Genomic DNA, 24384 nt, shown 5'->3' with positions numbered 1-24384 from the left:
GACTACCCTCCTTTGACTTCCTGCGTTTTTGAGTAGGCGTGCACGCCAAATTCCAGGGGATTGAGCCATCTCTCTTCCTGCGTCACCGAAGGATTGTGATAATCAAACGAGACCGTCGCCAGCCAATGGGTGACCTGGCTTTGCGGATCGGGATTTCCGTAACGATCAAGAATGGTTTTGGTGAAACGCACCTGATAGGTTTTTATCTCTTTATCCGCTTGAAGTTCCTTGCCGATGGCCGCCCTCATGGGCACAATGTGGTTAATTTTTGTCCGAATTTGCCGATTTTTACCCAATATTTCGGTATAGCCTTTACTGGACAGCTGAAAATTTTTGTATTCCGTGAACGGGTCACTATAAGAAAAGAGCTTAATCAGCGCATAGTTTGAGGTTTGTGAACTCCAGTTATAGGATTCATAGGTACGAACATAGGTCGACAGCCAATATTCATCCTGCACCTGATCGGTTTTTTTCCCCGCCGTCAGAGGCGCCACAATATCGGTATAACCCGAATGATTATCCACTCGGACAAGATACGGCTCTACCGTTTTCAGGGGAGTCAGTCCCAACACTGCGCCGAGGGACATCAACGCCAGCACCCCAAAAAAAATACACAGATACTGACTGTGACGGGCTTGACGGCGATATTCCTGCGCCACGTTTTTTTCGAACCATTTTGCGGCGTTCGTATACGCATGGACAGCCTGACTTATCTCCTTTTCTTGACCCAAAAGCGCTTCATCGCCATAAACGAGGTTCTTTTCCTGAGCGATTACCTGTTTTTTATCTTTTCGACTCAGCATGCGCACTCCCTGAATCGGTCACCAGTGCATCCCCTTGATGAACATTCTGCCATTGACCTGACGGCTGAGAGGAGGGCGAAGATGAACTGCAGCCTGAAATCAGCGCAGCACAAATCAACCCACTTAATAAGAGTTTGCTATTCATAATAAAAACCTAAAATTAAATGTGATTTTAATGATGTAAAACAGGCCAGTGCGCTCTCTCAAACTGGCTCAAAGATTAAAAAAGGGTGGGGCCCTCCGTCTCTTCATCGGGGTGGCTCGGTTCAACATGCCTTTCCTTTTTTTGCCACCCCAGATTGTTATCATGAGTCCTCTCTAATGACGGATCCTCATCGTCAACGGAGGCTTTTTCAGGATCGGGGTCACGACTCTTTGTCGGCTCTTCAACACGCTGCCCCTCCCGCTCTATCGCCCGTTCTTCCTTGCGCTCTTCAAACTGCCGGTTCATCACTTTATCGGTAAAATGCACGTCGAGGTGATCCCTGACCGCCACCTCAATCACCTGTTTTTTGAAGTCATCGCTTCCTTTGATGGTGAGCGTACTCCCAAATTTCTCTTTTGCCAGGGACAAGGCAACGGCGACCGCGGAATCGGTCATGCCCCCTTTGCGCACCGCAATGGCATTGCCGATATCAACAAACAGCGTACGGTCCGTCTTTTTATCCAGGTAATGCACATTTTTGCTGAGTTTCGCCCGCTTCGTGTAAAGATCACTGGCTGACATCCTCCGCTGACGATCACGAAGTCGCTTTTCAGTGAAGTGTCCGCTCAAGTGTTGAATCAGACGCGCGAAACGCGCTCTGGCAGGAGGAATCTCGGCACCTTCCACCGTATCACCGCTGAGAGAGGGGTTAGGAATTCGAGTGGCTTTAATCTTCTGGCGAATATCGGCACTCCCCATGTCGGGTCTCTCCTGTTTAAAAGCAATCTCAAGCTGTTTGATAGCCTCATGGGCTTTCAAACGTTCAAAAGTCAATACAGAGACAGACTGCGTCTTTTCATCACGGGTCAATCTGTTATCACTCAAAATGGGGCGACGGGCAGTAAAAAACTGCCTGTCTACAGCGCGTATTGCTTGTCGGTGCTCGGGTAATATTGAGTTCTGTTCATGCTGTCTCAGAAAATAAGCCGCCAAAAAAGAAGCGTTTTTATCTGGCTTGGGCATCAGGCGACGAAGAGAACTCAATGTATTAGACTTTAAGGGCCGTTCAGAGGCACCAAAAAGTCGCTTTCCTCTCTGCTTTATCTCCTCCAGCGTCGCTACCCGATACAGATCCCGCGCATAAGGCGGCAGGGTCAATGTTCCGGCGGGACTTCCTCCCAGGCCATCTCCGATCCTGAAACCCTGTCTTCGGGCGATGTCTTCAACAGTTGGGACGCCAGAAACGGCGGTAAACCGGTCGAAGTCGGGTTGCCCTGAGGCTCCTCTTCTTCTTCCTCCTGCTGATAAATCAGATCGCAATCGAGCACTTCTTCCTGATGTTGACTGTCCCAAGTGAACGTATGCATGACCCGGCAAAAACACCGTATTTTCGGCGTATTCACTGTCCCTGTCAGTTGCCACATCGCCGCAGGACACACTTTGCAAGCCATGGGGAGCGCAGGCAGCTCTTTCTCTTTCAGTTTGAGCAGAACTTCGCTGCTGATCACTTTTCCGTTCGGCAGGGTATAAGTCATAAATCTCTCTGTATTTTTCGTAAAAAGCGGTCTGACGTTGGGCCAGGAGCTGAATTTTTTCTTCAGGGCTGGCCAATTGATAAACCTGCCTAAATTGAGGCGTTGCTTTGCTCACATATTTGATCTCTTTCGCCCGCTGAGGCCACCCACACAATCGGTGACGGATAATCGTTTTATCCAGAGGCGGCTTTTTGACTTCTCGACGAACCACAAAATCATCCTGAAATATCGTTTCTTTCAAGTGAGTCCATTTCGCCTCACCAGGCAGTTTGACTGAGATATATTCATTCTCCTTTCCTTTATGACGGAGTTTTGTTTCACCAAAAGAGGAAACATGCCCATAAAAGGCCTCGCGATCCCTGATGTTTTTCTCAATGACATCACAGATAAGCTGCCTTTTAAAAGACTGATGCTGGCTCCTGAAATCATCCCCTTTATAGCGAGAGAGCACATCAGACGCCTGAGTGGGGTCAACTCGAATAGAATCTCTCGGAGAGGCCAGTTGATATTTTTGGTTAATATATTCCTGGAAGGCTTCCAGATATTTGACGGATTGAGAAAAATGAGAACCGAGGGGATCACCTATTTTGCCCGACAATACATTTTTTTTGGGAATCACAATATGGATATGCGGTTTACGTTCAATCATTTTCCCTGTTTTTTTATCTTTCATTGCTTTTATTTTGGGTAAATGCGCTTCTGCATAAAAGTGATATTCTTCATCCTCATAAGCGTACATAAAAAATTCACGAAATTCTTGAGTGATATTATTTAATAATTCTTTTGAAACCTCATTTTCACGAAATGACAGCGTGAATGTCAGATATCTGTCTTGTCCTTTGTCCGGTATTTGTTGATAGATGATTTCGGTTAAGTCCAGGTCGCCATCTAGAATAACCCGTTCATCTAATTCTTCCCGGCCATAATCCCGGCCATTTTTAATGCCTTTTTCAAGATAGGCTTTAATTCCCTTATTGTATCCCCTCACTCTAATCAACATCTTTGATTTCCGTGATTAAAAGATCTCTTATAGAAATCAGCGCATTATTCAAAGAAGAATAAAAAGACAAAGGGATTTTCCCCATTAAGTGCGCTTGATTTAATTGATGGGCTATTTGATTTAAATGGTGACTCGATTTATTCAATATAAAAGTCAGCCGTTCTAAATTTTTAGAAGGGGCGGATTTTACAGTGAGCTGAATATTGGAATTTAAAAAAACTTCTCGAAAAAATTCAGATTGATTCATGCAAGAAGACGCTAATTTTTTTTCAAATTGAGAAAAATCTTTTTCGGATAATCGAAAAGAAACCACCTTGTCTTTTTTCTTTTTCTCTGACACTTTTGACTCCAAAAAATAAATCAAAACTCACACCAACAAGTCAATCTGAGCGACAGAAAATTTCAAATCCGTTTCCCTTTTGGCACACGCCTTTTTTAAAATCCCTCAGAAATTTGTAAACATCGTCAACGTGCCTCTCTCAATAAATTAAAAATAGGGGGTGATTTGATGTTCATACATAAATCATACACAAATCACCTTTAAATATTAAATTTAATACATTTTTCATACACTTTATATGCATATGTGAAGTTTTTTAACTTGACAGTCATACACTTTTCAAACATAATTAATACACACACTATAGAAAAAAAAACAAAATGAATGATTCAATAAAAGACCAGATAAATAACCTCATCTCTCTGCTTAATGACCCTAATATAAAAAGCAAACAAGCGGCTTTCAATGTCTGCTTTGAGCAACTGACGCAAGCGAAAAAATTAGCGTCATGGGAAACTATCGTATCCATAATAAATATCGAAACAGGAATGAGTTTTGATGAAAAAACCGCAGCAAATATGTATGGCAGAACAAAGAAAAAATATTTAAATAAAAAAGAATTTATAAAACCTAAGGGGGTTAATCCTATAGAAAATAATGAATTTGTATCTACTGAAATCAACAAAAATAAAATTCATCAAAATCAAAAAAGACATGTTTCAAATCCTGATGAGCTACGAAAAATCAGATCACGCACTATTGACTTAGATGAATTAAAAAACGGAGATTAATATGAAAGTGGCAGTCTTAAATTATACTGGCACTGTAGGCAAAACCACTATTGCGGCTCATTTGTTATCACCTCGTATGAATAATGCACCGATCTTTGCTATTGAATCCATTAATGAGACAGCAGAAGGATTAGGTGTCGATGTTGAAAAAATGAAAGGAAATAAATTTAGAGATCTCTTTAAAAAAATCATGTTAGAAGATAATGCCATTATTGATATTGGAGCTTCGAATATTGAAGAATTTATGAACAACATGATTAAGTTCGATCATTCACATGAAGAAATTGACTTTTTTATTGTACCAGTCACGGCCGGAACAAAAGAACAAAAAGAGTCCATATCCATGTTAGATTCTTTATCAGCAATAGGCATACCACCTAATAAAATTAGAGTGATTTTCAACCGGGTTGATAGCAATGTGCTTGAAGAATTTCCTTTTATCATCGGTTTTTGTAAAAAAGAAAAATCATTCATTGCTAATACTAAGTGTGCCATTTGGGAAAATGAGCTATTCGATGCCTTATCTGTAAAAGGACTGACTGTGGATGCTTTAATGAAAGATGAAACTGATTATAAATCCTTATTAAAATCAAAAACAAAAGCGTCAGAAAAAGATCGTCACTATTGGGCTGATATGTTTGGGTTAAAAGCCTTATCAAAAAGCGTCAAACGAAATCTTGATGATGTGTATTTAGAGCTATTCAAATAAATAAGGTTAAGAGTTTTATGAATAAAGAAAACATCTCTCCAAGAACCGCTCGTGATGCCCTTATTATTGAGCTTTTGGGCGATGTAGGGGGTATCCATGACGAAATTAAAGAACTCCCCAACCTCCTTAAAGTATCTCTTTCTGAATCATTAAAAATGATAGCTTCTGCCGTAGAAGAGGCAGAAAAAACGGCCGAAAAACTCAAAGAAGAAACACAAGCTGTCTTAGCCGCCTCATCTCAGGCTCAGTTACATCAGGTACAAGAGAACATCGGCAAGCTGGTTAAAAGTAGCATCGATACCGCAGTAGAAAAATCATTATCAGGGGCTAAAGCCGAAATTCAGACGCTTGAAGACAGAATTGACTCTGCCACTGCCGGCATTAAAAAACATAATCCGGCCATCATGAATTATGTTTTGGCCATCATGATGACCGCAATGATTGTAACAATGCTTTTCTCGACTATCTATCTCTGGGGGGAAGTTCATGAAGCCAGAGAGGCCGCTCAATACGCGGAGCGTAATTTAAGCATCGCTGGGAGTGCCCTGAATACACTCCCTGAAAAGTATCAACAACAAATCAGAGACGAAATCACAAAAGCCAGGTCTAAGAATTGATATACCTCAAAAAGATTGACATGCAGTACGACAAAAAATTGAATAAAAAAATTCGAAGAAGCCCACAGGCTATTTTTTCATCACCAAAAGGTCAAGTTGCAACCTGGAAAGCTCACCCTCATTATATTAAAATAGGGACATCACTTTATTTCGAGAACGGTTTATGACGACACTAACCAGTAAAGAGTTCAATCATGAAGTAGGGAAAGCCAAACGCGCCGCTTGTCAGGGGGCTGTTTTCATTACAGACAGAGGTAAACCTACCCACGTCCTGCTTTCTATCGATGAATACAGAAAAATGACACAGCACAGTCACAAAAATATCGTTGAAGCGTTATCGATGCCCTATCTATCAGAGATACCATTTGAAACCTCTCGGTTAACTATTCTGACACACGACAAAGATATTTTTTGATGTTTATTCTCGACACCAATGTGATTTCTGAACTCCGAAAAGTGGGGGATGGCAAAGCCAATAAATGTGTTACTAACTGGCTTTCCTCCGTTAATTCACAGCAACTTTATTTGTCCGTGATAACCTTACTGGAGCTTGAACGCGGAGTTCTGAGAATCGAGCGCAAGGATAATATTCAGGGCAAAGTTTTACGTCGGTGGCTTGATGGTAGCGTGTTTCCCTTCTTTTCCGGCCGTGTTTTACCTTTGGATGTCGCTGTTGTACGTGAGTGCGCCCGTCTTCATGTACCTGATCCAAAACCAGAAAGTGACACTCTCATTGCCGCTACAGCATTGGTTCATGGTTTTACCATTGTTACCCGAAATATCAAGGATTTTTCAGCAACGGGGGTTAACCTCATCAATCCTTGGGAATAATAGTTAAGTAATTCTATTTCTATTCCTTAATTTATTGACGCCTTTCATGATGCCTTTACCCGCCGCTTGACTCATGTTCCCCGCCGCTCTTAATCCCGTACCTCGTCCCAATATCCCACCCACGCCACTCACACCCCCAGAAGGAGTACCTCCCATGATAGAGGCGGCATAATTAGGAATTTCAGTCGCTAACAGATTAAATGCGCCAAAATAAAGTAAAATGGCGAAGCTACTTAATAAATCAGTTTTTATTTCTCCATTTTTTACGATGACGCTATTAATGAAATTAAATTCAATTGCCAAGACCACGCCAAATAATATTTGCGTCAGCATAAATCCACTGATAACTGACACCCAGCCCCAGAACCATTGCCGCGTCTGGTCAAATAAAGAAAAAGCAATAAAAATGGGCCCCACCACCAGAATGATTGAGGTGGCCGCTTTTAAGGTAATCAGGGTCCCCACCACAACCATGATAAAGGGGATCCCGCCCAACAGAAAAAACAGAAGAGCCAGAAACCCAAGACACATAGCGGCGGCTTCTTTCCAAATACTGAACTTTAAAGCCCCTATCGTATTGTTTAATGCGTTAAAAAAAGTGGATATTACGGTATCTACCTGATTAGACTGCGCTAATCCTGAAGAAGAAAGCGTCTGCGCCATCCAGTTAGGCAGCCCATTAACCACGGGTACCACCATATCGATATACCAGCCCACATTAAAAGCAAAATAAATAATAAACGAGGCCTTACCGAGAGTTAAAAGCAAATCCTGAAATGCCACATCTAATCCCTGGAAAAGCCAGTAAATACTTTTTAGAGTTAAATGGATAAGCCAGCAGGTGCCGAATATCACACCGGTCAGGGTCATGACATTGGCTGTCCCTATGGCAATGGTGCTTTTTAACCCCTCGTCGATGGCCTGATATAGCGTTTTTGCAATATATACGTCCATACCATCCTCTTATTCAGACAGGATTAGTCTTTTTTTTTAAACTCCGCATTATCAAAGCTAATAACCCCCTCATTTAGCCTCATCGTTTGCCCAAAACCGTTAATGAGACTCAGTACATTATCCGACTCTGCCTTGGCTTCCAGCTTCTTAACCCTTAAAGTTTCATCTCCTTTCTTAAAGATAAACGGCGTATGCCATGAATAATTAACATGAAAAACACCATCATCAAATTTAATATCAAGTGAGGTGGGTTTTTCTATATCGCCTACCTCAACCCAATGCCCAACAAAGGCTTCCCCCTTGTCCTTGCAACCAGACAGTACCAGTGCCACCGAGAGCAACAGCATTCCTAACAGTCCTGCTTTTTGATATTGCATCATGAGTCCTCTTTTTGTTCTGTCCAGTCCTGAATTATCAGTCCTGGAACGCGGATAAATTCTCCAAGATTATGGGTAATCAGGATTGCCCCACAAGATAGGGCATGACCGGCAATAGCGCTATCATTCGCGCCTATCGGCGTTCCGGCGGCACTTAACTGTTTTTTCAATTCTACTGTAGTGTCTACTGCTGCCTTGTCCCAAGGGAGAACCGCATTCAACCGTTGAATAAACTGGTTAACCAAAACGGCATGTTTTGGTGATGCTTTTTTACCAATCACACCGGATTGCATTTCTGCATAAGTGATAGCGGAAACGACGATCTGATTTTTACTGTCTACACAGGCCTGTAAGCGTTGTAGAAGATGCAACGGTTGTTCCCTCATGATGAATGAACAGATACAGGTATCTAGCATATACATTTTTTTCACAGGGAGAACCGCCCTTCTTCAATCACAGTTTCTCGCTCTACCAGAAAATCGGCATCTGCCTTCTCGCTGTTGTCTGGTAAGGTCATCCAAGTGGGGCGAACGGGTTTCAGCACCAGGGTATCCCCTTCCCGTTGAATCATCAGTTCATTCACACCGGCAAAATCCATATCCACAGGCAACCTGACGGCGCGGTTCTTCCCATTTTTAAAAATGGCCACCTTTCTCATCATATCATCCCTCAGTTCATAAACATAGGTTTAGCATATGCCTAATCTTGCCGAACTGCAACTCCCACTCATCCTATTTTGGCAGATCGGGCCGCTTTCGGAGCATGTAATCGGTGAAGTCCTGAGCTCGCTTTCGGTCGGCCAGTTTTTCTTTTTCTTCTGCCAATGCCCTCATGTTCTGTAACCGAGTCTGTTGAATCTGAAGTTCTAACATTTCTTGCTGATAGCGCAACGACAAATCCTGTTTCTCCTGCGGCGTTTGCACCACATTCAGTTTCGCCCTCAATTTTTGCGCATTCAACACCCGCTGATCACTCGCTTTTTTTTCTTTTTCCAGCGTGCCCGCCTTCATTAAGAGTTGATCAAACGCCTTTTGCACCTCAGGATCAACGGAAGTCAAACCGTACCTCTGACGTAAATTGGGTAGGCTCTCGATATCGTTGTAAATATCTTCCCAATCGCCCATCGGGATCAGGTTGTTGACCACAGGGTCGTTAAGAAAGTCTCCCAATTTTGAGTTCCCTTGAATCAATTTTTGATAATGATCATACTGGCTTTTTTGAGTTGTGCTACGGCTTCCCTCGACTGTTGCTTGGCATGGGTCACTTGCTGGGCCAATTCCGCAGGGCTGATGGTCGGTATCTCTGCCTGGCTCCCCGGCATAAATAGATAAATCCCCGCCAACAGAACAGTCACTGCCGTCTTTTTTCTCAGATTTTTCAAGTCGGTCATGACGTTTTCTCCTGCTGATGACGCTGTTGCATTTCGGCAAGAAAGGCGCAAACCCAGACTGACGGATCTTCCGTATTCAGGTCACGGCGAATACGCTCTGCCACCGCCAGATTCTCATCCGTTGATGACAGCAGCGGCAACCAGTATTTCAATTTTTCATCCAGGACAAATTTCACCATCACTGCCTGATGCCCCTGCTTGACCATAAATTCACGACTGGAGGGAATGAGCTCAACCACTTTGTCAAATTCTTTCCCTTCAATGCCGAACTCCCGATAGCTCTCTCGTTTTGCTTTGCTATTGGCCATCCAGATTTGCGTGATCACCTGCTGAATCACCGCAGGGGCATATTGCGTCGATAGCGCATCCTCTGGAGATTGGGTATCCATCATCAAAATTTCACCCCGAGTCCGCCCCGCTTTTAAAATTTCCTTAATCGCCTCGGCGGTACTTTCAAACGAGAGAGGAACCCAATATTCTGCAATCACGTTGATCAACAAGCTTCCTGGCTCCGTCGCGTGCATTGCCCGTTTCAGGTAGAAGAAGGTATTGAGCATCACTTCCATGGCCTCAGGATGCTTCCCAGAATAGGCCTTGTTCAGGATTTTCGTACAGTCGAACGCCAAACGACGGAATATTTTGGGATCAAACAAATTAACCGGCGCATCCAGCACCCACGCATACTGCCCCTGATGGCCGTCTACATTACGACACCACTTCGCCAGGCGGGTGTGTAGGCAGTTCCCCCCCTTTTTCGGTATCCCTTGCAACATCAGCGACAATGAGCGGTTTTCTATCACGCTGTGCCGCATCACTGCTTCTATACCATCCTGAATTTCTCGTTCCTCATCGGGCTCGGCTTTACCCGCGCACAGCTTCACTGTATCGAACAGAAACTGACGTAAAGACGGAGAATCCTCGAACTGAAAAGGCTGAATGCCCGTATAGACGCCCGGTGAGACGGTAAAATAATGGGTTCCCAAGGCCCGAAGCACGTTTTCCAGTGAATGATTGTAATCAATAGAAAAAATCATCGGATCCCAGCGGCTAAAGTGAATGAGCATACAGGCTTCAAGCGTGGTTTTTCCGGCGTTGGTCATGGCGGTTATCGCAATATGACCGGCCAGCTTTTCTCCGGTATTGTTATGCCCTAAGGGGCTATCGTGGCTTTTGCTCCTTCTATCCCCCTATATCCTTGTTTTGTCACTCATTGAGCCCCTTCTAGCTTAAATTCAGGGCTGTAGGGGAGTTTGTGTTTCTTATCCATTTTTACACCTGTATTGATAACTTAAGTCTATCACCTGGTTTTTATCAGGTGGCCAAATTAACTATGCCACTACACATAATACCCTTTTCTTTCTTCGCTATCGCTTGTCTTAAGGTCTTTAATTTACTTTGTTAACAGTGCCATAGCTGAACGAAATAATTTCGGTTACGTCATGTAATGAGAAAATAAAGCATCGATACTGCAATTGACCGCTCTTCTTTTGCTTTTTGCTTCTGCCCATTTATGCTCAATAGGATAGATATTCAATGATATGCCCCGCGTCATCGATCACTTTTTGAGTGTCCAAACGTTTGTGGAAGGTCGCATTATCCATGACCACCACAGAGTCGGGGGGCAAACTCGGCAGAAGTATCTGAATGACCCCAGCGTGAAACACATCACTATTCACAGAACAGATGAACAATCCCACCGCCATCAGCGCTTTTCCCAGTAACGCACCGATGTACATTGGTTCGCCCCTTTGCCTGCCAATTATGTTGACCGAAACAGCGTTGACCCCGTGGGGCATAGCCATATCAACGCGGCATATCATGGGCAAAGCCGCTTTCATCCAGGTAAACGACTGATTTTCGCGGTTTTTCATAGTCAGCTATCTTGTTTTGGAAGGCTTGCCTCATATCTTCGTTGGCCTTGGGATGATTGAGGGTTTTTTTTATAGGTGACGCCCAAATGTTTCAGGGCCTACCAAATGGCTTTGGTACACCCCCCGAAACGTTTACCCCTTTCATGCTGGTAAGCATCCGGGTAACGCTCAACATCCTTGAGTAAAGCCGCTTTATCTATTTTACGCTGCCGGGGGGAAGAGGGGTTCTTTTCAATTCGCTTCAGCCAGCGGGTAATCGAAGTGGCACCGATGTGAAAGCGTTTTGCCGTTTCTCTTATGCTCCACTTTTCTTTTTCTCTTACATTCAGCACGTGACGGCGAAAATCAACTGAATGACTCATCTCTCTCCCTTTTGAAATCATTAAATTTATTTCGTAACCGAAATTATTTCGTTAGGATATACTCTCTGTTTTCTTTGCTCATCTTTATCACCTTTATCTTGAAGGTCACTATGCTTGATAGAGTCGTTTTTTTTACTTTTCGATAGCCCCAAAAACCCCTTTATTTTAAACCAAAAAGTTTTCACCAGAACGCCTATGGCCACAAAAAAACCAATGATCCCACTCATAATCGCACTGCCAGACCCCGGATCAATATAAGCAAATGCTGAGTCGACTCCAGCTACGAATAAAGTAATGAATAGTAGTATTGATTTTTTCATGTGCATCTTCCTTTTTCATCATTTTTGAATTTTCGCCTTATAAAGGCGTCAATTGACGTTTTTCTGTAAAAGTTGAAATATTCATACAGATCCATTTTGCTCTAAACCGTAGGCTTTTCGGCACGGATGTTCGATGTTTTTTGCATACATGGGTTTGCCTTTTAATCGAATATTCTGCCCCTCTATCGGTGAATGTGTAATATTAATGACGATTAAACAGCTCTCCTAATCCACTGAAAGGCCCACCTTGAAACAGGAAAGCGTGATTATGCTGATCGATTAATGCCTGTTTTTCATTCGCATCCCACGAAGCGATTTCCTCTATTAAAGCGAGTTGTCCGTTTACAAATAAATGTTCTATTTGATGTTCAGAAGAATTGGCTCCTTTTTTGATTTTGATAGAAAAAGGGGTTTGGGCCTCTTCCTGCGCTGAAAATAAATACATATCTTCATCCTTTTTGACCACTCTGAGATCGTTCAGGGCCATTCCCGTCAACACTATTTTATCGTTTCCCCCACTGTCTTCGATATTGGTCAGCCCATGATCACGTTCAATCCAATAAGTGTCATCTCCTTTCCCTCCTGAAAGACGGTCGTTTCCTTGCCCGCCATTGAGTTCATCATCCCCTTGTCCTGAAAATAACTGGTCATGACCAGCATCACCAAAGAGCTTTTTATTGCCTTTCGGGGCAATAATGGTGTCGTCACCTTCCCCTCCTCTGAGGGTATGTAAACGATCACTGTTGTCGAAAATATTGTCATTGCCTCCCTTGGCATCCAGGGTGTTATCGGCCAGAACATCTCCTCCATAAATCCGCAAAAAATCCGCGTTTTCTGTCGCATTCACCTGGCTCTGTGGATGAGAAAAATAAGGGCGATTCTCCTGATTCAGAGAGATGTCAAATAACTGCTGCTCAACATCCATCAGCATGAGGTGTCGATAAGAATGATGGCGAATAAAGTCGAGCAGCTTTATCCTGAGGTTTGTTTGAGGCTCATTCGATGGGCTTAATATCACATGCTGACCGCTGGTTTCGATCTGAAGGTCCTCTATCTTGAACGGTAACATCAGCAGATCGACCTCAGGCTCAGCCTGATCATCCTTATTGTCGATAGAGACGGTGCGCTCTGTCTGAGTGCTGTCTTTCATTTGAATCTGATAAATATCTTTCCCCTTTCCTCCCCGTAATTTGTCGTTGCCTCTGCTGCTGATCAGCACATTATCCTGCCTGTCGCCATTTAAAATGTCATCAAAAGGCGTATCGTTGAGGACCAACTGGGTATTGAGGTTCAGTCGAAGGGTGTCTTTACCCACACTCACAAAATCCCCGTCAGGGCTTTTGTTGAGGCTCAGCCTGATGTTGTCTGGCTCTTGCATTTTAAAATAGTCTTGATGGGGGGCATCGAGCAGGGTCGTGTATTGGGCCTGGAACCGGGGAATAAAGGGAACCTCTCCTTGAGCATTTTTTTGAATCAACTCTGGAAATTGGGAAAATAAGGAGATGCCATCCGATGTATTGAAAATATAGGCACTGCTTGACAACCACTGGTTTTTCCCTGCCCCCTCGCATTGATACGCATTTTTTATGACGACAGTGGTTGCCTGGCGCTCCTCTGCTTTTAAAAGTATCTGGATATCATATTGTCCACGATCATTGAGATGAAGCGTAACGTCCTTGATTTCATCATATCTGTACTGAAAAGTGATCAAAGAGAGGGCCTCCTCTCCGTCGTCATGAAGGCTGACATTCACCGGATGAGGTTGGGTATTTTTCAGGATAATAGTGTGATCAATCCCCGGGCCCCCGCTGGCGATGCCCTGTTCCAGGATTAAGGTGTCGTTTCCCTCATGACCCCAGATTTCATCTCTGCCCCCCAATCCGTTCAGAATATTGTTTTTTTCATTCCCCACTAAATAATCTCGGGTTGTCATATGTCCATGAATATGCTCAATCTCTTTTAGGTTGGCTACTAAGGGCCATAAGTCCTCTTTGTTTTTGAGGCGTATGATCTGGTCAATCTCTTTTAAATTCTCTGAAAACGGCCATAGATTTTCTTTGTGATTCATACGGATATAACGCACTTCGTTTTTTTGTAAATTAATCGCATATCCTAGATAACCGCTGTCTTTTAAGCCATGCTCCGCGATGATCAGATCTTCTCCGCCATTTCCGTCAAAATAGCCCGGTTTTCCAGGTAGGGCGGCTGTGAATAAATAAAAGACGTCTGCTTGCTTGCCTCCCGTGTAATGCTTTGTCCCTTCTCCCCCTTTAAAAATATTTTTTCTCCCGATTTTTCCTTTTGCCCTGTCGTTCCCGTCGCCTAAATGAAATAAGGTGGTCGCAGGTTCCTTCCTGGATCCTCCTCCAATCTTAAAAAGTGCTACACCTGGCAAGGTCTGATCGGAGGTATCTGGACTAAGATTGGCATCAACGGTGTCGTTGACTGCATGTAAAGTCGAGGGTTCAAAATAATAATGTTCACTGTCAGCACTGTCGAGTTGATTTTTGGGGATACTCTGAGAAACAGAATAATGCGCTAATTGACTTTCTACCTCATCAGGATAAACATCTTCTTCTAATGTCATGATGTTTTCATATGAAGACAGATTGTGAATAGGGACATACAAACGATTTTTGACGCGAATAATTTTTTTAAAAAAGCGTTTTGTGAGTGTAAAGTCACCTGAGCTATAGTAATACTCTTCTATATCTGACCAGGCAGGTTGCTCAAACAGGGCCTCTGCCTGTTTGCATAATTTTTCGTCATAGTATGCACGAACCCGATCTCGGGTGATGGTTTTGTCATATCTTTCCTTAACGGGGGCACTGATATTGAACCCCAAGAGCGCGCGGCCCATATTTTGCCACTTTTCTGTGGTGGTCAACTGGATCTGTTTTTGAAGATTTTCTAACTGACGAAACCCGGTATAAAGTTGACTGGCGGCCAGCAAAACGATACCTGCCCCCAAGCCGACAGGACCGGTGAATAAGGCCAGGGTCGCCGCGGTGGCAGAAGCCGTCGTGGCGGCGATGATATAAATAATACCCATAGAAATAGAAAGCGCCGCACTGGCTCCAGAAAGTGCCGCTTGCACAATCAAATCCTGTTTCGTATCACGATCAGGATTATTAGATAAAGCCTTAAATAATTGCCCCAGATGATAAATATCAAACCCTGCATTAAAAATTTGTAAAATATTCGCGCCGTAGCCTGTTAATAAACTCCCTATTTCAAATTTCATCTTTTTGATAGAGGAATAAGACATGAAATGTTGACTCATTTTATTTAAATGCCGTCCCCATGCATGTAACCCTATCCCAACCAAATCCGTGAACATATTCGCACTTAAATCCGCTTTGATCAGGTTAAATTGCTTATTGAAATGGGTTCTTTCTTCTTGGGTTAAATGCGTATTCTGTAGAAGTTCACTGGTTTTGATAAATTCACGAAATGCAAGCCAGTAAACATAGAACTGTATTGAATGATGGAGACGATTCATTGTTTTTATATGATCAGGAGACAATAACGCTTTTAATATGGCCTGCTTTTTTAAGGAGTCGGAAGAAGACTGAAATGACTCTTTTGCGAATAATTCTTTTAAAGCAGAGGTATCCATTTTTTCGTTGATATCCCCCACCCTTAAAAAATCACCTTGAGAGGATAACTGTGATTGCTTTCTTAAAATTTCTATGGCTATTTTAAAATGAGGGTCAGAAATCTCTGTTTGAGAGAAATAAGATTTGAGTTTTTCAGTATTAAACTGAAGGTCAGATAAAGAAAATGCAGGATGATGAAAATCATATGATGACAGTGTTCTATTGGATATCATCCCGCCCATTTTATTCATCAAAGCAGGCGCAAAAGACAGCTCCTCAATGGTCATTTCAGGCAATTTTTCAATCAAATTTTTTTCAGAGGTATAACCGAGAATAAACTGATTGAAGTGGTCTAGCTCTGTTTGGGTGGTTGGGGTTAAATGCTCGATATGGGCTTCTTTGATGATGAAATGATAATTGCCTTCGGATTGCTTAAAACCATAGAGTTCTCCCCTGGTTGTATGATCATCGACTTTAAAATTTAAATACTCTTTAAGAAATTGAGTCAATTCATGAGCGCAACTTGTTTTATTTCGTATCATTTCTCCGAAATTCGGATCATAAAGCGTGATCTTCTCCTCTTGAATTTTTAATCCTAATATGTGTTTACCAGACAGTATGAAATAGAATCCCTGTTTTTCAGGTAATTCTATCGTAAATGTATTATTGATTTGAAAAAAATGAGGATCATGTTTTTCTACTTTTTCTCTTAAAGAAGAAAATTTTTCATTAAATGCGTTGAAGCGATTTTCATCTTCCGGATTGAGTTTAATATCTGATTTTTGATGATTCAGTAAAGTATGAATGCGCAGGGCATTTGCAAAAAAGTCGGCCTCTCCCTGAGCCCTCATTTGGTTTTTCATCCATACAAGACACAAAGTGTTCGCATCTTGATTTGAGTTTTTGTAGCCATCAAAAATATAAATTGTTTGAGCAATGGCATGCAGAGAAAAATCTGGATAATTTTTTTTTAATAATAAAGAAATCAAATCTAATTGATTTTTCTTTTTCAGAATACTTTCTTGATTAAAGATTTCAAGCGCTTGCTGATCGGTGACATTCGTGAATTTACTGTGAAGGCTCTCCATCATTAATAATTTTTTCGCTTGAGACATCCATTGCTGATTTTCTTTCATATTAAAAATCACCGACATCAAAGCGTATTTATCCAAACCCTGCTGGTCATTTTTAAAAAATCCTTTTAATAATTGATATATCCCTTCATCTTGCTCAATGAAATCATAAGCCAACCTCCCCTGAGAAATGCGATTGATGATTTTGATGGCCTGTCTGACTCTGCCAGAGAGGGTTTTGGCGATTTGTAAATCATTGAGCAGCGCCAGATCAGTTAAGGGACCATGAATGTCGTCATTGAGTATCAATTGACCTCGGCTGTCTGTTCTTTGATGAATCAGCTGTCGTATTTCATTGAATGAATAAAAAGGGTGTGTCAGCACTTTTTCTGTATTTTGATAAAAAATTTTGAGTTCAATTTGAGTGATTTTTTTCCTTTTCCCATTTTCCGTATAGCCTATAATTTGAGCGTCAATGTCATCACTAAAACGAAATTTTTTGTGACAATTGAACAAAGAAAGTATTAAATAATGCTCTTCTTCATCAAATACGTTTTTCCAGGCCGCCTCATAAGGCTCATTATTTTTAGTCACAAAAGGGGTGTAAGTCAGGGTCACATTTTTGATGTGATTGACATCAGAAAAATCATATCGTCTTTTTTCAGTCCCTGGGATCACACTATAAAAAAGAGTATGACTCATAAAATAATGCCATTGTTCATAATGTTCAAAAGAGAAAGCCCCGATATTGGGATCAAAGAATGTCCAGTAATTTTTATGATCCTTTTTAATAAAACTGACGGCCATGGCATGCTGGCCAATACAAATTAAATAATATTTATTTTCATTCAAATTTTTCAGTTGATGAAGAAACTCGACATAGGAAATGGGGATACCTGAACTTAAATGCGTGATCATGTTAGTTTGCTGAATATCAAATTTTAAGCCACTGGATTCCACATTGTCTGCGTACTCTTTGCGGGCTTGAATAAAGAGATCCTGGGTATAATTTCTCAAATTTTTTTCTTGAGGTGAGTGAGAATCTGCAGGACTTTTTAACTCCTTTTTTAATTCTCTGGCGGCGATTTCCATCTCCTGGCTGCTGTTGAGGGCGACCAGCTTTTCAAGTTCCGTGGATAAATGTTGACGACGATAGTGATTGAGGATTTTTTTCTGAACCGCATCAATATCTTCAACATCTTTTATTGTGAGAGAGACATCATTTTCACTGTTCACCAGATTTTTTAACCAAAACAGATAATTTTTACCGCCCACCATAGGATGATGTCGTTCTTCAATCAAATAACGAATCGATAATGCCAGACATAACCCCTTATTTTCATAATAGGGAGATAATTGTTTGATTAAATCAATTCTGTCTCTGGTTTTGATGCCAAAATAATCGTATTGATTGAATGTAAAAAAATGAGGTGGTGAAACGAAAGTCGTTGAATACTTCTGAGGCATAAGGACACTTCCTTGTGATGGATGAATGTTAATAAAAATCAATGAATGTCACTTTAAGGAATATTATCAATTATGGCTAATTTTAGCTTGTTGTGATAAAAAAATCAGGTTCTGACTCTCTTTAGCCGACTGGTATTCTTTGGTTAACCGAAAACAATGAAGAGAGTTAATGATCAGTCATTTATTTTATAGACTCCCCCCATCAAAACTTTTGTATTTTTTAAGGATGAAAAATCACCATGACCCAAAAAAAATCTCCAGATTCTTTGATGACTTATCATCAATCTGACGTGCCTGTTCGTCGAAAAAAACGTACACCTACTGGTTTTGTACCGGTTGATCAATGGGAGGTTCAATCTGTCATCACAAGGTCTGATGGCGGTTCTACCCGATATGCGGGACAACTGATTATCCAGCTAGAAAATGATCCGATGATTCGACGGGCTGCCGCGCGCCTGGCGGCAAAACATCCGGGCTCAGTCTTGGTTCAACTCGATCAAAAAAATACTTATCGGGTGGTATCGGGTTTTCCAAACACGCTTGAAGGCAAATTGCGTTGGCAAATAGTAGGACATGGCAGTGGGGTTCATACATCTGAGACACCCGCTGTTATTGGCACTCTCTCTGGTATGGACCCGGTTTATTTAGCTCAACTTTTAAAAAAGTTTAACCAGCATTTTAGTACAACATATGATATCGACAGTACTCCAAACCGGATCAGTTTAGTAGGATGTGAACTGGCCAGGCCCACCTCCCCGAATTTTGCCACCCAATTTGCTCATGAGATGAAAAGCGTGGGTATTCTGGCCGACATATCGGCCAGAACAGAACTGGTGGCTGTCGCTCATGGGTCTGGTAAAAAGCTCACCGCTAAAACGCAATTAACCAATCCTGCTCAGACAGCTGGGAATACCCTGCTCTTAGGCTGGAACAAAAATGGTGAGCTGATACATAAAAAGCACAGCAGTGCCTTTCGGTTGTTATCTCCTGTATTGGAGACCTGGGCACCCCGGTATTTTACAGATCCTAAAAGAAACAGTAAGGAATTCAGGTATCTCGTTTATTCTTCTTCAATGAAAGATTTACTGTCTCGAAAGGGCATTTTTTCAAAAAACATCAGAGATAAACTCAGGCAATCTGATGTGATGTCTGCCAGTATCTTGTCAAATCAGACCCTCAGAGGCCATACGGTGGGCGTGATATTGGAGGTCCCCGAACAAAATATTTTGGCCGCCGCTCCGGATGAAAACATTATTGAACCTAAATTAGACGGAATTATAAAAATATCCGATGATGAACGCCCAGCAGTCAAAACACATGGGTTACAAAAAATTAATCAGATGATTAACGGCGAGCAATTACCACCAACAAACAGCACTCCCCTTTCTTCATTAGCGCGTAATGGTCTTTTAAATCAATTATTTTCCTACCCACAACGAGTCTCTGTGCCTGATGATATTATCCATAAAACCATCACGCGGAATACCGTGCTGGTAACGGGACGACCAGATATCAATATTTATCCTCATTATCCTGTCACAGGAGAGATTAAAATCACCGGGCTGTTTTTGACAGGTTTTGATACTTCTGGAAATACAGGAGAGGCACAAGGTTTTTCCTCGTCAGAGCAACTGACATCAAAAAATTTCCAGTTATTACGTGAAGCCGCTCGAGACATTACCCAAGAATTAAACATTGAATTAAAAGTCATCAAAATACGCCCGGGCACTGATGGTCCAAAGGGGCATCAGAGAAATATCACCCCACAAATCAATCAAGACAAATCGATCATGCCTTTAGATATGGCTCCTGATCAAAAAAATTTGGGGGCCTCTTTAATAGAGAACTTAAAACGAGTTTCGAGCTTAATCAACGACCTTTCCTCAAGGAAAGGGAGAGTATTTAAACCCTCTGATCTCAAACTGTTAACAGAGTTTTTTCATCTCTCATCAGGAGAACTCGACTGGCGAAAATTATATCAGACATTGTCTGATCCGCTGCTGTATTCTCAATTTATGAATCAAATACAAAGCCTGATGCAATTGAGTGACACTCACGATCAATTCATGAGCGTCACAGGCCAGTCTGCCTTAAGAAGAACCGCTGACTGGGATAACTTTGTCGTCGACAATCTGTTGAATTGGAACGAACGGATAAAAAAGCACAGTCATACGCCTGAATGGCACTTTCAGATTCATCCTTCCATGCAAGCGATTTATATGATTGATGGCAGTGACCTGGCGCAACAAAAAGCAAAAAAAGTCAGTTTGGCTTACTTAAGCATGCTCACTCTGGACAATAAGAATTTACGTTTAAAATTACTCAACGCATTTCAAACTCATGCTGAGATAAACGAACAAAAAATATTTGCTCCCCTCGATGATGAAGGTGCCAAAATTTTTGGGCATCTGATTCATCAGCTGGAAGACACGTCTGTTTTTATGGAAAAAGGCCCCAGGAACCTCTCTCAGTTTTTTAACATTCTGGCCAGTCAAACAGCAGGATATTACCAGCTGCGTATGGGGGGACATATTTTAACGATAGCGAAACGTCAAGGAAAAAATCAACAAACGAACTGGTATCTCTATGATGCCAATTTTGGCGAAATACAAATAACGATCCCTGATGTTGAAAAAACCAGTACTCCCATTAGATTACTGTTACATGACTATTTCACCCGTTTAAAAAATGTCCCTCAACAAGACAACAGGGCAGTGGTATTTGATGTGTATCAATTGAATGCAGATAAACTGTCAGCCTCAATTCCTTTTAAAAAACTGACACAATTTATCAGCAATACTAACAACCTGTTATCGTCTTCATCGACCCATGAGCCCATTAAACTTCAGAAAAACAGAGTCAGCCAAACGATGTCCAGAACTTATCATACAGTCAGTATGATAGGCCAGGCACATCAAGGGCTCTCCTGGATACGATCTGTCACATGCTTGTCTCATTACTGGCGCCGTCGCTCTGCCGAGCAATTAAATCCCTCCCAAAAACAGGCATTGGACTTTGAAGCTCAACTGGCCATCGCAGGTCTTCTGTACGATGTAAAGAGTACATTTATAGAATCAGGTTTCAGGAAACAGGGCTCTCATCTGATTCAAAAATTCTCTTCTCAGGCCGTTCGGGTATTTGCTTCTAGAATACAGCGTTTACAATATGCGGCGGGACTCAAACTGGCTCGATATGGAGGCGCCTTCTTGAATATGCTGGGCACCGGTTTCGATATTTATCAAGCCCAAAAAGCCGCCACTGAACTGACAACGGAGACGGACCCTGATGTTCGACAAGATTTACAGGTCACTCTCGCCCTGTCTTCTTTAGGCGCTTCGATCGGTATTGCCAGCGGTCTGGCATTATTAACCTTAACAGGAAAAATGGCATTAATCGCCGGCGCGATGGGTATCGCCTTAGGGATTTTGACGGCTGTAGTGGGAGGCATTTATTTCTCAGTTCGTCAGGTGCAAGAAATCGAGCGCTACACTACCTTAACGGGGTTACAAAAATTACGGACAGGCTGGTTGAAATTTTGGGGCGCAGAAGTGGACATTGAGATCACCAATCAGGTCACCAAAGGCAAGGCAGAAATAGAAGCTAAAAAAAATCTTCATCGGCAGTGTCAAAACACTTTTCAAGCATTATTGGATTCAGATGAACAAATAGAGGCAGTGTATTACAGCTCAGGAAAAATCATTTTGGGAGAGTATCGATATAAAAAATTAACGGGCAAAAGATGGACTATGCTGGGCAATCGATTAATACCACAGTGTGAATATTTATTCATCAACAACATCAAAGATAAAATACTGCCCTCACAAGCGCTGGGCATTTTATCAAACTATCAAACCCAAAAATGGCAGAACCAACCTCTTTATGTTGATCTGCGTTTAGAAAACAGTGAGTACAAATTTTACGATATCGAAAGACTTTCACCGACTGATGATCAGATATCCCTTGACACTGATGCACATTCAGAGAGCATTTTATCTTTAAAAAGACCGGTCGAACCTTCCAGTTTCTCATCGCCCTCTGCTTCTGTTGTAAAATCCAATACCGCTGATTTTAAAAACCCTGCCAGGATTTATTTTTTTTTGGGAGACGGAGACGATGAAGTGGTCGGTCATCCAGAAAAAAGAAATATTTTTGACATCGGTGCCGGGGTCAAAAACTTTAAGGGAGGAAATCAATCCGATATGTTTATATTTAATGGCACTTCGGCTCCCGCTCAACCCTGCGTATTCGATGGTATGAACGGGGTTAATTTTTTAGTAGCAAACAAAAAGCCATCACAAGGCGGATACTATGTCAATCTAAAGGAAGCCTCTTTTCATTTCACTCATGAACCTCAAAAAATCGCCAAATTAAAAAATATTGATCATGTAGAGACCTGTGCCGACACAGACGATGTGATTTTGGGCAACGCTCAAGCCAACATCCTTAATGGAAAGGGAGGGAAAGATAAACTGATGGGGTTTGATGGTAATGACATTTTAGTGGCACAGTCCGGCAAGCTGGATGGAGGAAAGGGCACAGATTCTTACCGTGTTTTACAAAATACCCGTAGCGAGCCAGCGATATTAATCATTGAAGAAGAAGAGGATCCAGAAGAATTCAGTCATGTTTTTTTAGATTATGCCGTGACGCAGATCATCAGTATTAAAAGGATCAAACAGCATGTGGTCATTGAATTACGCAATGACAATCAGAGCATCACCACCCTAACATTATTTTATCTCTATTGCTCAGTTGAGCCAAAAACAAGAAAGTTAACCCAACAATATATTTTTTATACCCAGGATGGCGTGATTTTTACGGGCCTCCCTGCTGAAATCGCGGTCAATCCTGATGAAGAAGAACCTGAGCCGCTCACTTTAATGGCACAATATGCCCCGAAATTTGATCAAACATTTCATTTCCCTAAAACTGACAGCGAAAAAGCCCCTGTCATCATTCAAAAAATGCCACATCAGAAACACCCTGGGGTTCTCGATGTCAGAGGCGAAAAAAAACTATTGCCTGATTTTTTGAGATTGCTCCCCCAAGAAACGGGGTTTGATGATCATTTACAGGGAGATGAACATAGAAACACCTTACACAGTCAAAAAGGTCAGGATATCCTGGAAGGCAAAGGCGAAAGAGATGTGTACATCATCGAAGACAGACCCATGGGAACAGAAGTGAGCATCAATAATTATGATCAACCTGAAACGGGCGACCCCGAGCAAGACATTTTACTACTGCCTTTTTTACTGGATGATATTGAGATAAGACAGGAAAAAAAGCATGTGATTTTGAGTCATCTCGATTCGCCCACAGAACATGTCACTATTCGTCTGATGAATTTTATGGAAGAGAAAAGCTATAGACATCTTTCCATCATGGATAAAGAAGGGCGAATACACACAGTGAGACTCAACTCCAGCGATGAACCAGATCTGATTGTAGATCAATTGATCCCGGATATTACCGTGAGCGACGGCCATCATATCTTAAGCCAGTTAAGACAAACCAATGCTGGATTTTCAGAGGTAGAGCAAGTCTTTAATATTCCTGGCGACAAAATTTTGCAGACTTTGCAGGCAAAAATGATACCGGTTATGTCATCTTAAGGCTTGAAGCTTCTAAGGCGTTGGTGCATAGAGGTGTGAAGTTGTTACTTCCTCTTCCCCAAAGGGTTATGACACTATCAACCTTACGGACGGAATGAGGGTGTACAGCGGCCAACTAAAGTTATGCAAGAGGTCTAATGGATAAAATCCCCCCCCATGATACTCGGCAGGTTATCTCTCGTTGACAAGGCATTGCTCGTGACTGTTCACTCGATAGAGCGAGCAGAAGCGGTACAAAAATATTTTAAGGATTTGCTAGACAACTTACATTGGAGAGCCACTTTGTCTCCCGAAAACGTTCAAGTCATGATGGAACATTATTATAAAGAAAGTTTACCCTCTGTTGAGTTGCTTGAGGCTCCTGACATGATAACCGAGTCATTAGATCAATATTACCCGTAAGATATTGGACGAATCGATCCCTGCTCTTAATCACTTAACGTCGAGGGAATGCACTCAAAAGAGTGAGCACCGAGTTAAGTTGATACAATGGCTCAAGAGTCTAGAAAATGAACTTGCTAAGGTCCCCTATATGGCGCACTATAATTTTACATGGATGTATCAAGAACTGGTCATGTTCCATAAAAGTCAAAACCCTTGACCTAAAAATCTTTTAATTTAAAAAAAATTTTTTATCCTCCTCTT

22 protein-coding genes are annotated in these 24384 nt (G+C 41.9%); 7 read left to right on the top strand and 15 right to left on the bottom strand.

What is annotated here, in order from left to right:
* Positions 1-2: 2 nt before the first annotated feature.
* The 4 genes from AACL23_RS00340 to AACL23_RS00325 all read right to left on the bottom strand — a co-directional run bounded on the left by AACL23_RS00340 (position 3) and on the right by AACL23_RS00325 (position 3823).
* Complete coding sequence (locus AACL23_RS00340; protein ID WP_171967478.1) at positions 3-803, bottom strand: virB8 family protein; 801 nt, start codon at positions 801-803, stop codon at positions 3-5.
* Positions 784-948, bottom strand: a complete 165-nt coding sequence (locus tag AACL23_RS00335; protein ID WP_171967479.1) for a hypothetical protein — start codon at positions 946-948, stop codon at positions 784-786. The genes AACL23_RS00340 and AACL23_RS00335 overlap by 20 nt, the downstream gene beginning before the upstream one ends.
* A gap of 75 nt (positions 949-1023) precedes the next feature.
* Positions 1024-3483: an LPD7 domain-containing protein gene (locus tag AACL23_RS00330; RefSeq protein ID WP_339049397.1), complete on the bottom strand. Its 2460-nt coding sequence runs from the start codon at positions 3481-3483 to the stop codon at positions 1024-1026.
* Positions 3473-3823, bottom strand: coding sequence for a plasmid mobilization protein (locus AACL23_RS00325; RefSeq protein WP_171967481.1), 351 nt, complete (start codon positions 3821-3823; stop codon positions 3473-3475). Before AACL23_RS00325 ends, AACL23_RS00330 begins: the two co-directional genes overlap by 11 nt.
* A gap of 320 nt (positions 3824-4143) precedes the next feature.
* On the opposite strand from AACL23_RS00325, the gene AACL23_RS00320 reads away from it, so the two are divergent.
* The 5 genes from AACL23_RS00320 (at position 4144) to AACL23_RS00300 (ending at position 6711) form a co-directional block, all read left to right on the top strand.
* Positions 4144-4554, top strand: a complete 411-nt coding sequence (locus AACL23_RS00320) for a hypothetical protein (RefSeq protein WP_339049391.1) — start codon at positions 4144-4146, stop codon at positions 4552-4554.
* Position 4555: 1 nt separating this feature from the next.
* Positions 4556-5263 (top strand): StbB family protein, encoded by a 708-nt coding sequence (gene stbB / locus AACL23_RS00315; RefSeq protein WP_339049389.1) that lies wholly within the window; start codon positions 4556-4558, stop codon positions 5261-5263.
* Positions 5264-5280: 17 nt separating this feature from the next.
* Entirely contained in the window at positions 5281-5880 is a 600-nt protein-coding gene (locus AACL23_RS00310) for a hypothetical protein (protein ID WP_339049387.1), read from the top strand.
* A gap of 163 nt (positions 5881-6043) precedes the next feature.
* Positions 6044-6295, top strand: a complete 252-nt coding sequence (locus AACL23_RS00305; RefSeq protein ID WP_006707613.1) for a type II toxin-antitoxin system Phd/YefM family antitoxin — start codon at positions 6044-6046, stop codon at positions 6293-6295.
* Entirely contained in the window at positions 6295-6711 is a 417-nt protein-coding gene (locus tag AACL23_RS00300; protein WP_339049377.1) for a type II toxin-antitoxin system VapC family toxin, read from the top strand. The genes AACL23_RS00305 and AACL23_RS00300 overlap by 1 nt, the downstream gene beginning before the upstream one ends.
* A gap of 3 nt (positions 6712-6714) precedes the next feature.
* On the opposite strand, the gene AACL23_RS00295 is transcribed toward AACL23_RS00300, so the two are convergent.
* The 11 genes from AACL23_RS00295 to AACL23_RS00245 form a co-directional block, all read right to left on the bottom strand.
* Positions 6715-7665 carry a type IV secretion system protein gene (locus AACL23_RS00295; protein WP_339049375.1) on the bottom strand — a complete coding sequence of 317 codons (951 nt, stop codon included), beginning with the start codon at positions 7663-7665 and terminating at the stop codon, positions 6715-6717.
* Between the two features lie 23 nt (positions 7666-7688).
* Complete coding sequence (locus AACL23_RS00290; RefSeq protein WP_339049374.1) at positions 7689-8045, bottom strand: hypothetical protein; 357 nt, start codon at positions 8043-8045, stop codon at positions 7689-7691.
* Positions 8042-8473 carry a type II toxin-antitoxin system VapC family toxin gene (locus AACL23_RS00285; protein WP_100096503.1) on the bottom strand — a complete coding sequence of 144 codons (432 nt, stop codon included), beginning with the start codon at positions 8471-8473 and terminating at the stop codon, positions 8042-8044. Before AACL23_RS00285 ends, AACL23_RS00290 begins: the two co-directional genes overlap by 4 nt.
* On the bottom strand, positions 8470-8700 hold the full coding sequence (gene vapB / locus AACL23_RS00280) for a type II toxin-antitoxin system VapB family antitoxin (protein ID WP_100097114.1): 231 nt from the start codon (positions 8698-8700) through the stop codon (positions 8470-8472). Before vapB ends, AACL23_RS00285 begins: the two co-directional genes overlap by 4 nt.
* Before the next feature lie 73 nt (positions 8701-8773).
* Positions 8774-9211 carry a type IV secretion system protein gene (locus AACL23_RS00275; protein ID WP_234817358.1) on the bottom strand — a complete coding sequence of 146 codons (438 nt, stop codon included), beginning with the start codon at positions 9209-9211 and terminating at the stop codon, positions 8774-8776.
* A 17-nt stretch (positions 9212-9228) separates the two neighbouring features.
* The gene (locus AACL23_RS00270) at positions 9229-9432 is read right to left on the bottom strand and encodes a hypothetical protein (protein ID WP_234817357.1); all 204 of its coding nucleotides are present in this window, start codon (positions 9430-9432) and stop codon (positions 9229-9231) included.
* Entirely contained in the window at positions 9429-10532 is a 1104-nt protein-coding gene (locus tag AACL23_RS00265; RefSeq protein ID WP_234813196.1) for a VirB4 family type IV secretion system protein, read from the bottom strand. Before AACL23_RS00265 ends, AACL23_RS00270 begins: the two co-directional genes overlap by 4 nt.
* Before the next feature lie 414 nt (positions 10533-10946).
* The gene (locus tag AACL23_RS00260; RefSeq protein ID WP_339049366.1) at positions 10947-11303 is read right to left on the bottom strand and encodes a hypothetical protein; all 357 of its coding nucleotides are present in this window, start codon (positions 11301-11303) and stop codon (positions 10947-10949) included.
* A 98-nt stretch (positions 11304-11401) separates the two neighbouring features.
* Positions 11402-11665, bottom strand: coding sequence for an IS630 transposase-related protein (locus tag AACL23_RS00255; RefSeq protein WP_202972847.1), 264 nt, complete (start codon positions 11663-11665; stop codon positions 11402-11404).
* Positions 11666-11691: 26 nt separating this feature from the next.
* Positions 11692-11985, bottom strand: coding sequence for a hypothetical protein (locus AACL23_RS00250; RefSeq protein ID WP_100096502.1), 294 nt, complete (start codon positions 11983-11985; stop codon positions 11692-11694).
* A 202-nt stretch (positions 11986-12187) separates the two neighbouring features.
* On the bottom strand, positions 12188-18124 hold the full coding sequence (locus AACL23_RS00245; protein ID WP_339049360.1) for a hypothetical protein: 5937 nt from the start codon (positions 18122-18124) through the stop codon (positions 12188-12190).
* Between the two features lie 239 nt (positions 18125-18363).
* On the opposite strand from AACL23_RS00245, the gene AACL23_RS00240 reads away from it, so the two are divergent.
* Both AACL23_RS00240 and AACL23_RS00235 read left to right on the top strand, forming a co-directional pair.
* A complete protein-coding gene (locus AACL23_RS00240) occupies positions 18364-23739 on the top strand; it encodes a C80 family cysteine peptidase (protein WP_339049358.1) in 5376 nt (1791 codons plus the stop codon).
* A 198-nt stretch (positions 23740-23937) separates the two neighbouring features.
* Positions 23938-24141: a hypothetical protein gene (locus tag AACL23_RS00235; RefSeq protein WP_193432589.1), complete on the top strand. Its 204-nt coding sequence runs from the start codon at positions 23938-23940 to the stop codon at positions 24139-24141.
* Positions 24142-24384 lie beyond the last annotated feature (243 nt).

This window comes from Candidatus Williamhamiltonella endosymbiont of Tuberolachnus salignus, from assembly GCF_964019775.1.
Taxonomy (GTDB): domain Bacteria; phylum Pseudomonadota; class Gammaproteobacteria; order Enterobacterales; family Enterobacteriaceae; genus Hamiltonella; species Hamiltonella defendens.
Note: the sequence above shows the minus strand (reverse complement) of the source record. Positions and strands in the feature narration are given on the sequence as shown.

Excerpts from the sequence above, each read along its gene's own strand:
- AACL23_RS00340 (WP_171967478.1), bottom strand. The coding sequence starts at position 803 with ATGCTGAGTCGAAAAGATAAAAAACAGGTAATCGCTCAGGAAAAGAAC.
- AACL23_RS00335 (WP_171967479.1), bottom strand. The coding sequence starts at position 948 with ATGAATAGCAAACTCTTATTAAGTGGGTTGATTTGTGCTGCGCTGATT.
- AACL23_RS00330 (WP_339049397.1), bottom strand. The coding sequence starts at position 3,483 with ATGTTGATTAGAGTGAGGGGATACAATAAGGGAATTAAAGCCTATCTT.
- AACL23_RS00320 (WP_339049391.1), top strand. The coding sequence starts at position 4,144 with ATGAATGATTCAATAAAAGACCAGATAAATAACCTCATCTCTCTGCTT.
- stbB (WP_339049389.1), top strand. The coding sequence starts at position 4,556 with ATGAAAGTGGCAGTCTTAAATTATACTGGCACTGTAGGCAAAACCACT.
- AACL23_RS00310 (WP_339049387.1), top strand. The coding sequence starts at position 5,281 with ATGAATAAAGAAAACATCTCTCCAAGAACCGCTCGTGATGCCCTTATT.
- AACL23_RS00305 (WP_006707613.1), top strand. The coding sequence starts at position 6,044 with ATGACGACACTAACCAGTAAAGAGTTCAATCATGAAGTAGGGAAAGCC.
- AACL23_RS00300 (WP_339049377.1), top strand. The coding sequence starts at position 6,295 with ATGTTTATTCTCGACACCAATGTGATTTCTGAACTCCGAAAAGTGGGG.
- AACL23_RS00295 (WP_339049375.1), bottom strand. The coding sequence starts at position 7,665 with ATGGACGTATATATTGCAAAAACGCTATATCAGGCCATCGACGAGGGG.
- AACL23_RS00290 (WP_339049374.1), bottom strand. The coding sequence starts at position 8,045 with ATGATGCAATATCAAAAAGCAGGACTGTTAGGAATGCTGTTGCTCTCG.
- vapB (WP_100097114.1), bottom strand. The coding sequence starts at position 8,700 with ATGAGAAAGGTGGCCATTTTTAAAAATGGGAAGAACCGCGCCGTCAGG.
- AACL23_RS00270 (WP_234817357.1), bottom strand. The coding sequence starts at position 9,432 with ATGACCGACTTGAAAAATCTGAGAAAAAAGACGGCAGTGACTGTTCTG.
- AACL23_RS00265 (WP_234813196.1), bottom strand. The coding sequence starts at position 10,532 with ATGACCAACGCCGGAAAAACCACGCTTGAAGCCTGTATGCTCATTCAC.
- AACL23_RS00260 (WP_339049366.1), bottom strand. The coding sequence starts at position 11,303 with ATGAAAAACCGCGAAAATCAGTCGTTTACCTGGATGAAAGCGGCTTTG.
- AACL23_RS00255 (WP_202972847.1), bottom strand. The coding sequence starts at position 11,665 with ATGAGTCATTCAGTTGATTTTCGCCGTCACGTGCTGAATGTAAGAGAA.
- AACL23_RS00250 (WP_100096502.1), bottom strand. The coding sequence starts at position 11,985 with ATGAAAAAATCAATACTACTATTCATTACTTTATTCGTAGCTGGAGTC.
- AACL23_RS00245 (WP_339049360.1), bottom strand. The coding sequence starts at position 18,124 with ATGCCTCAGAAGTATTCAACGACTTTCGTTTCACCACCTCATTTTTTT.
- AACL23_RS00240 (WP_339049358.1), top strand. The coding sequence starts at position 18,364 with ATGACCCAAAAAAAATCTCCAGATTCTTTGATGACTTATCATCAATCT.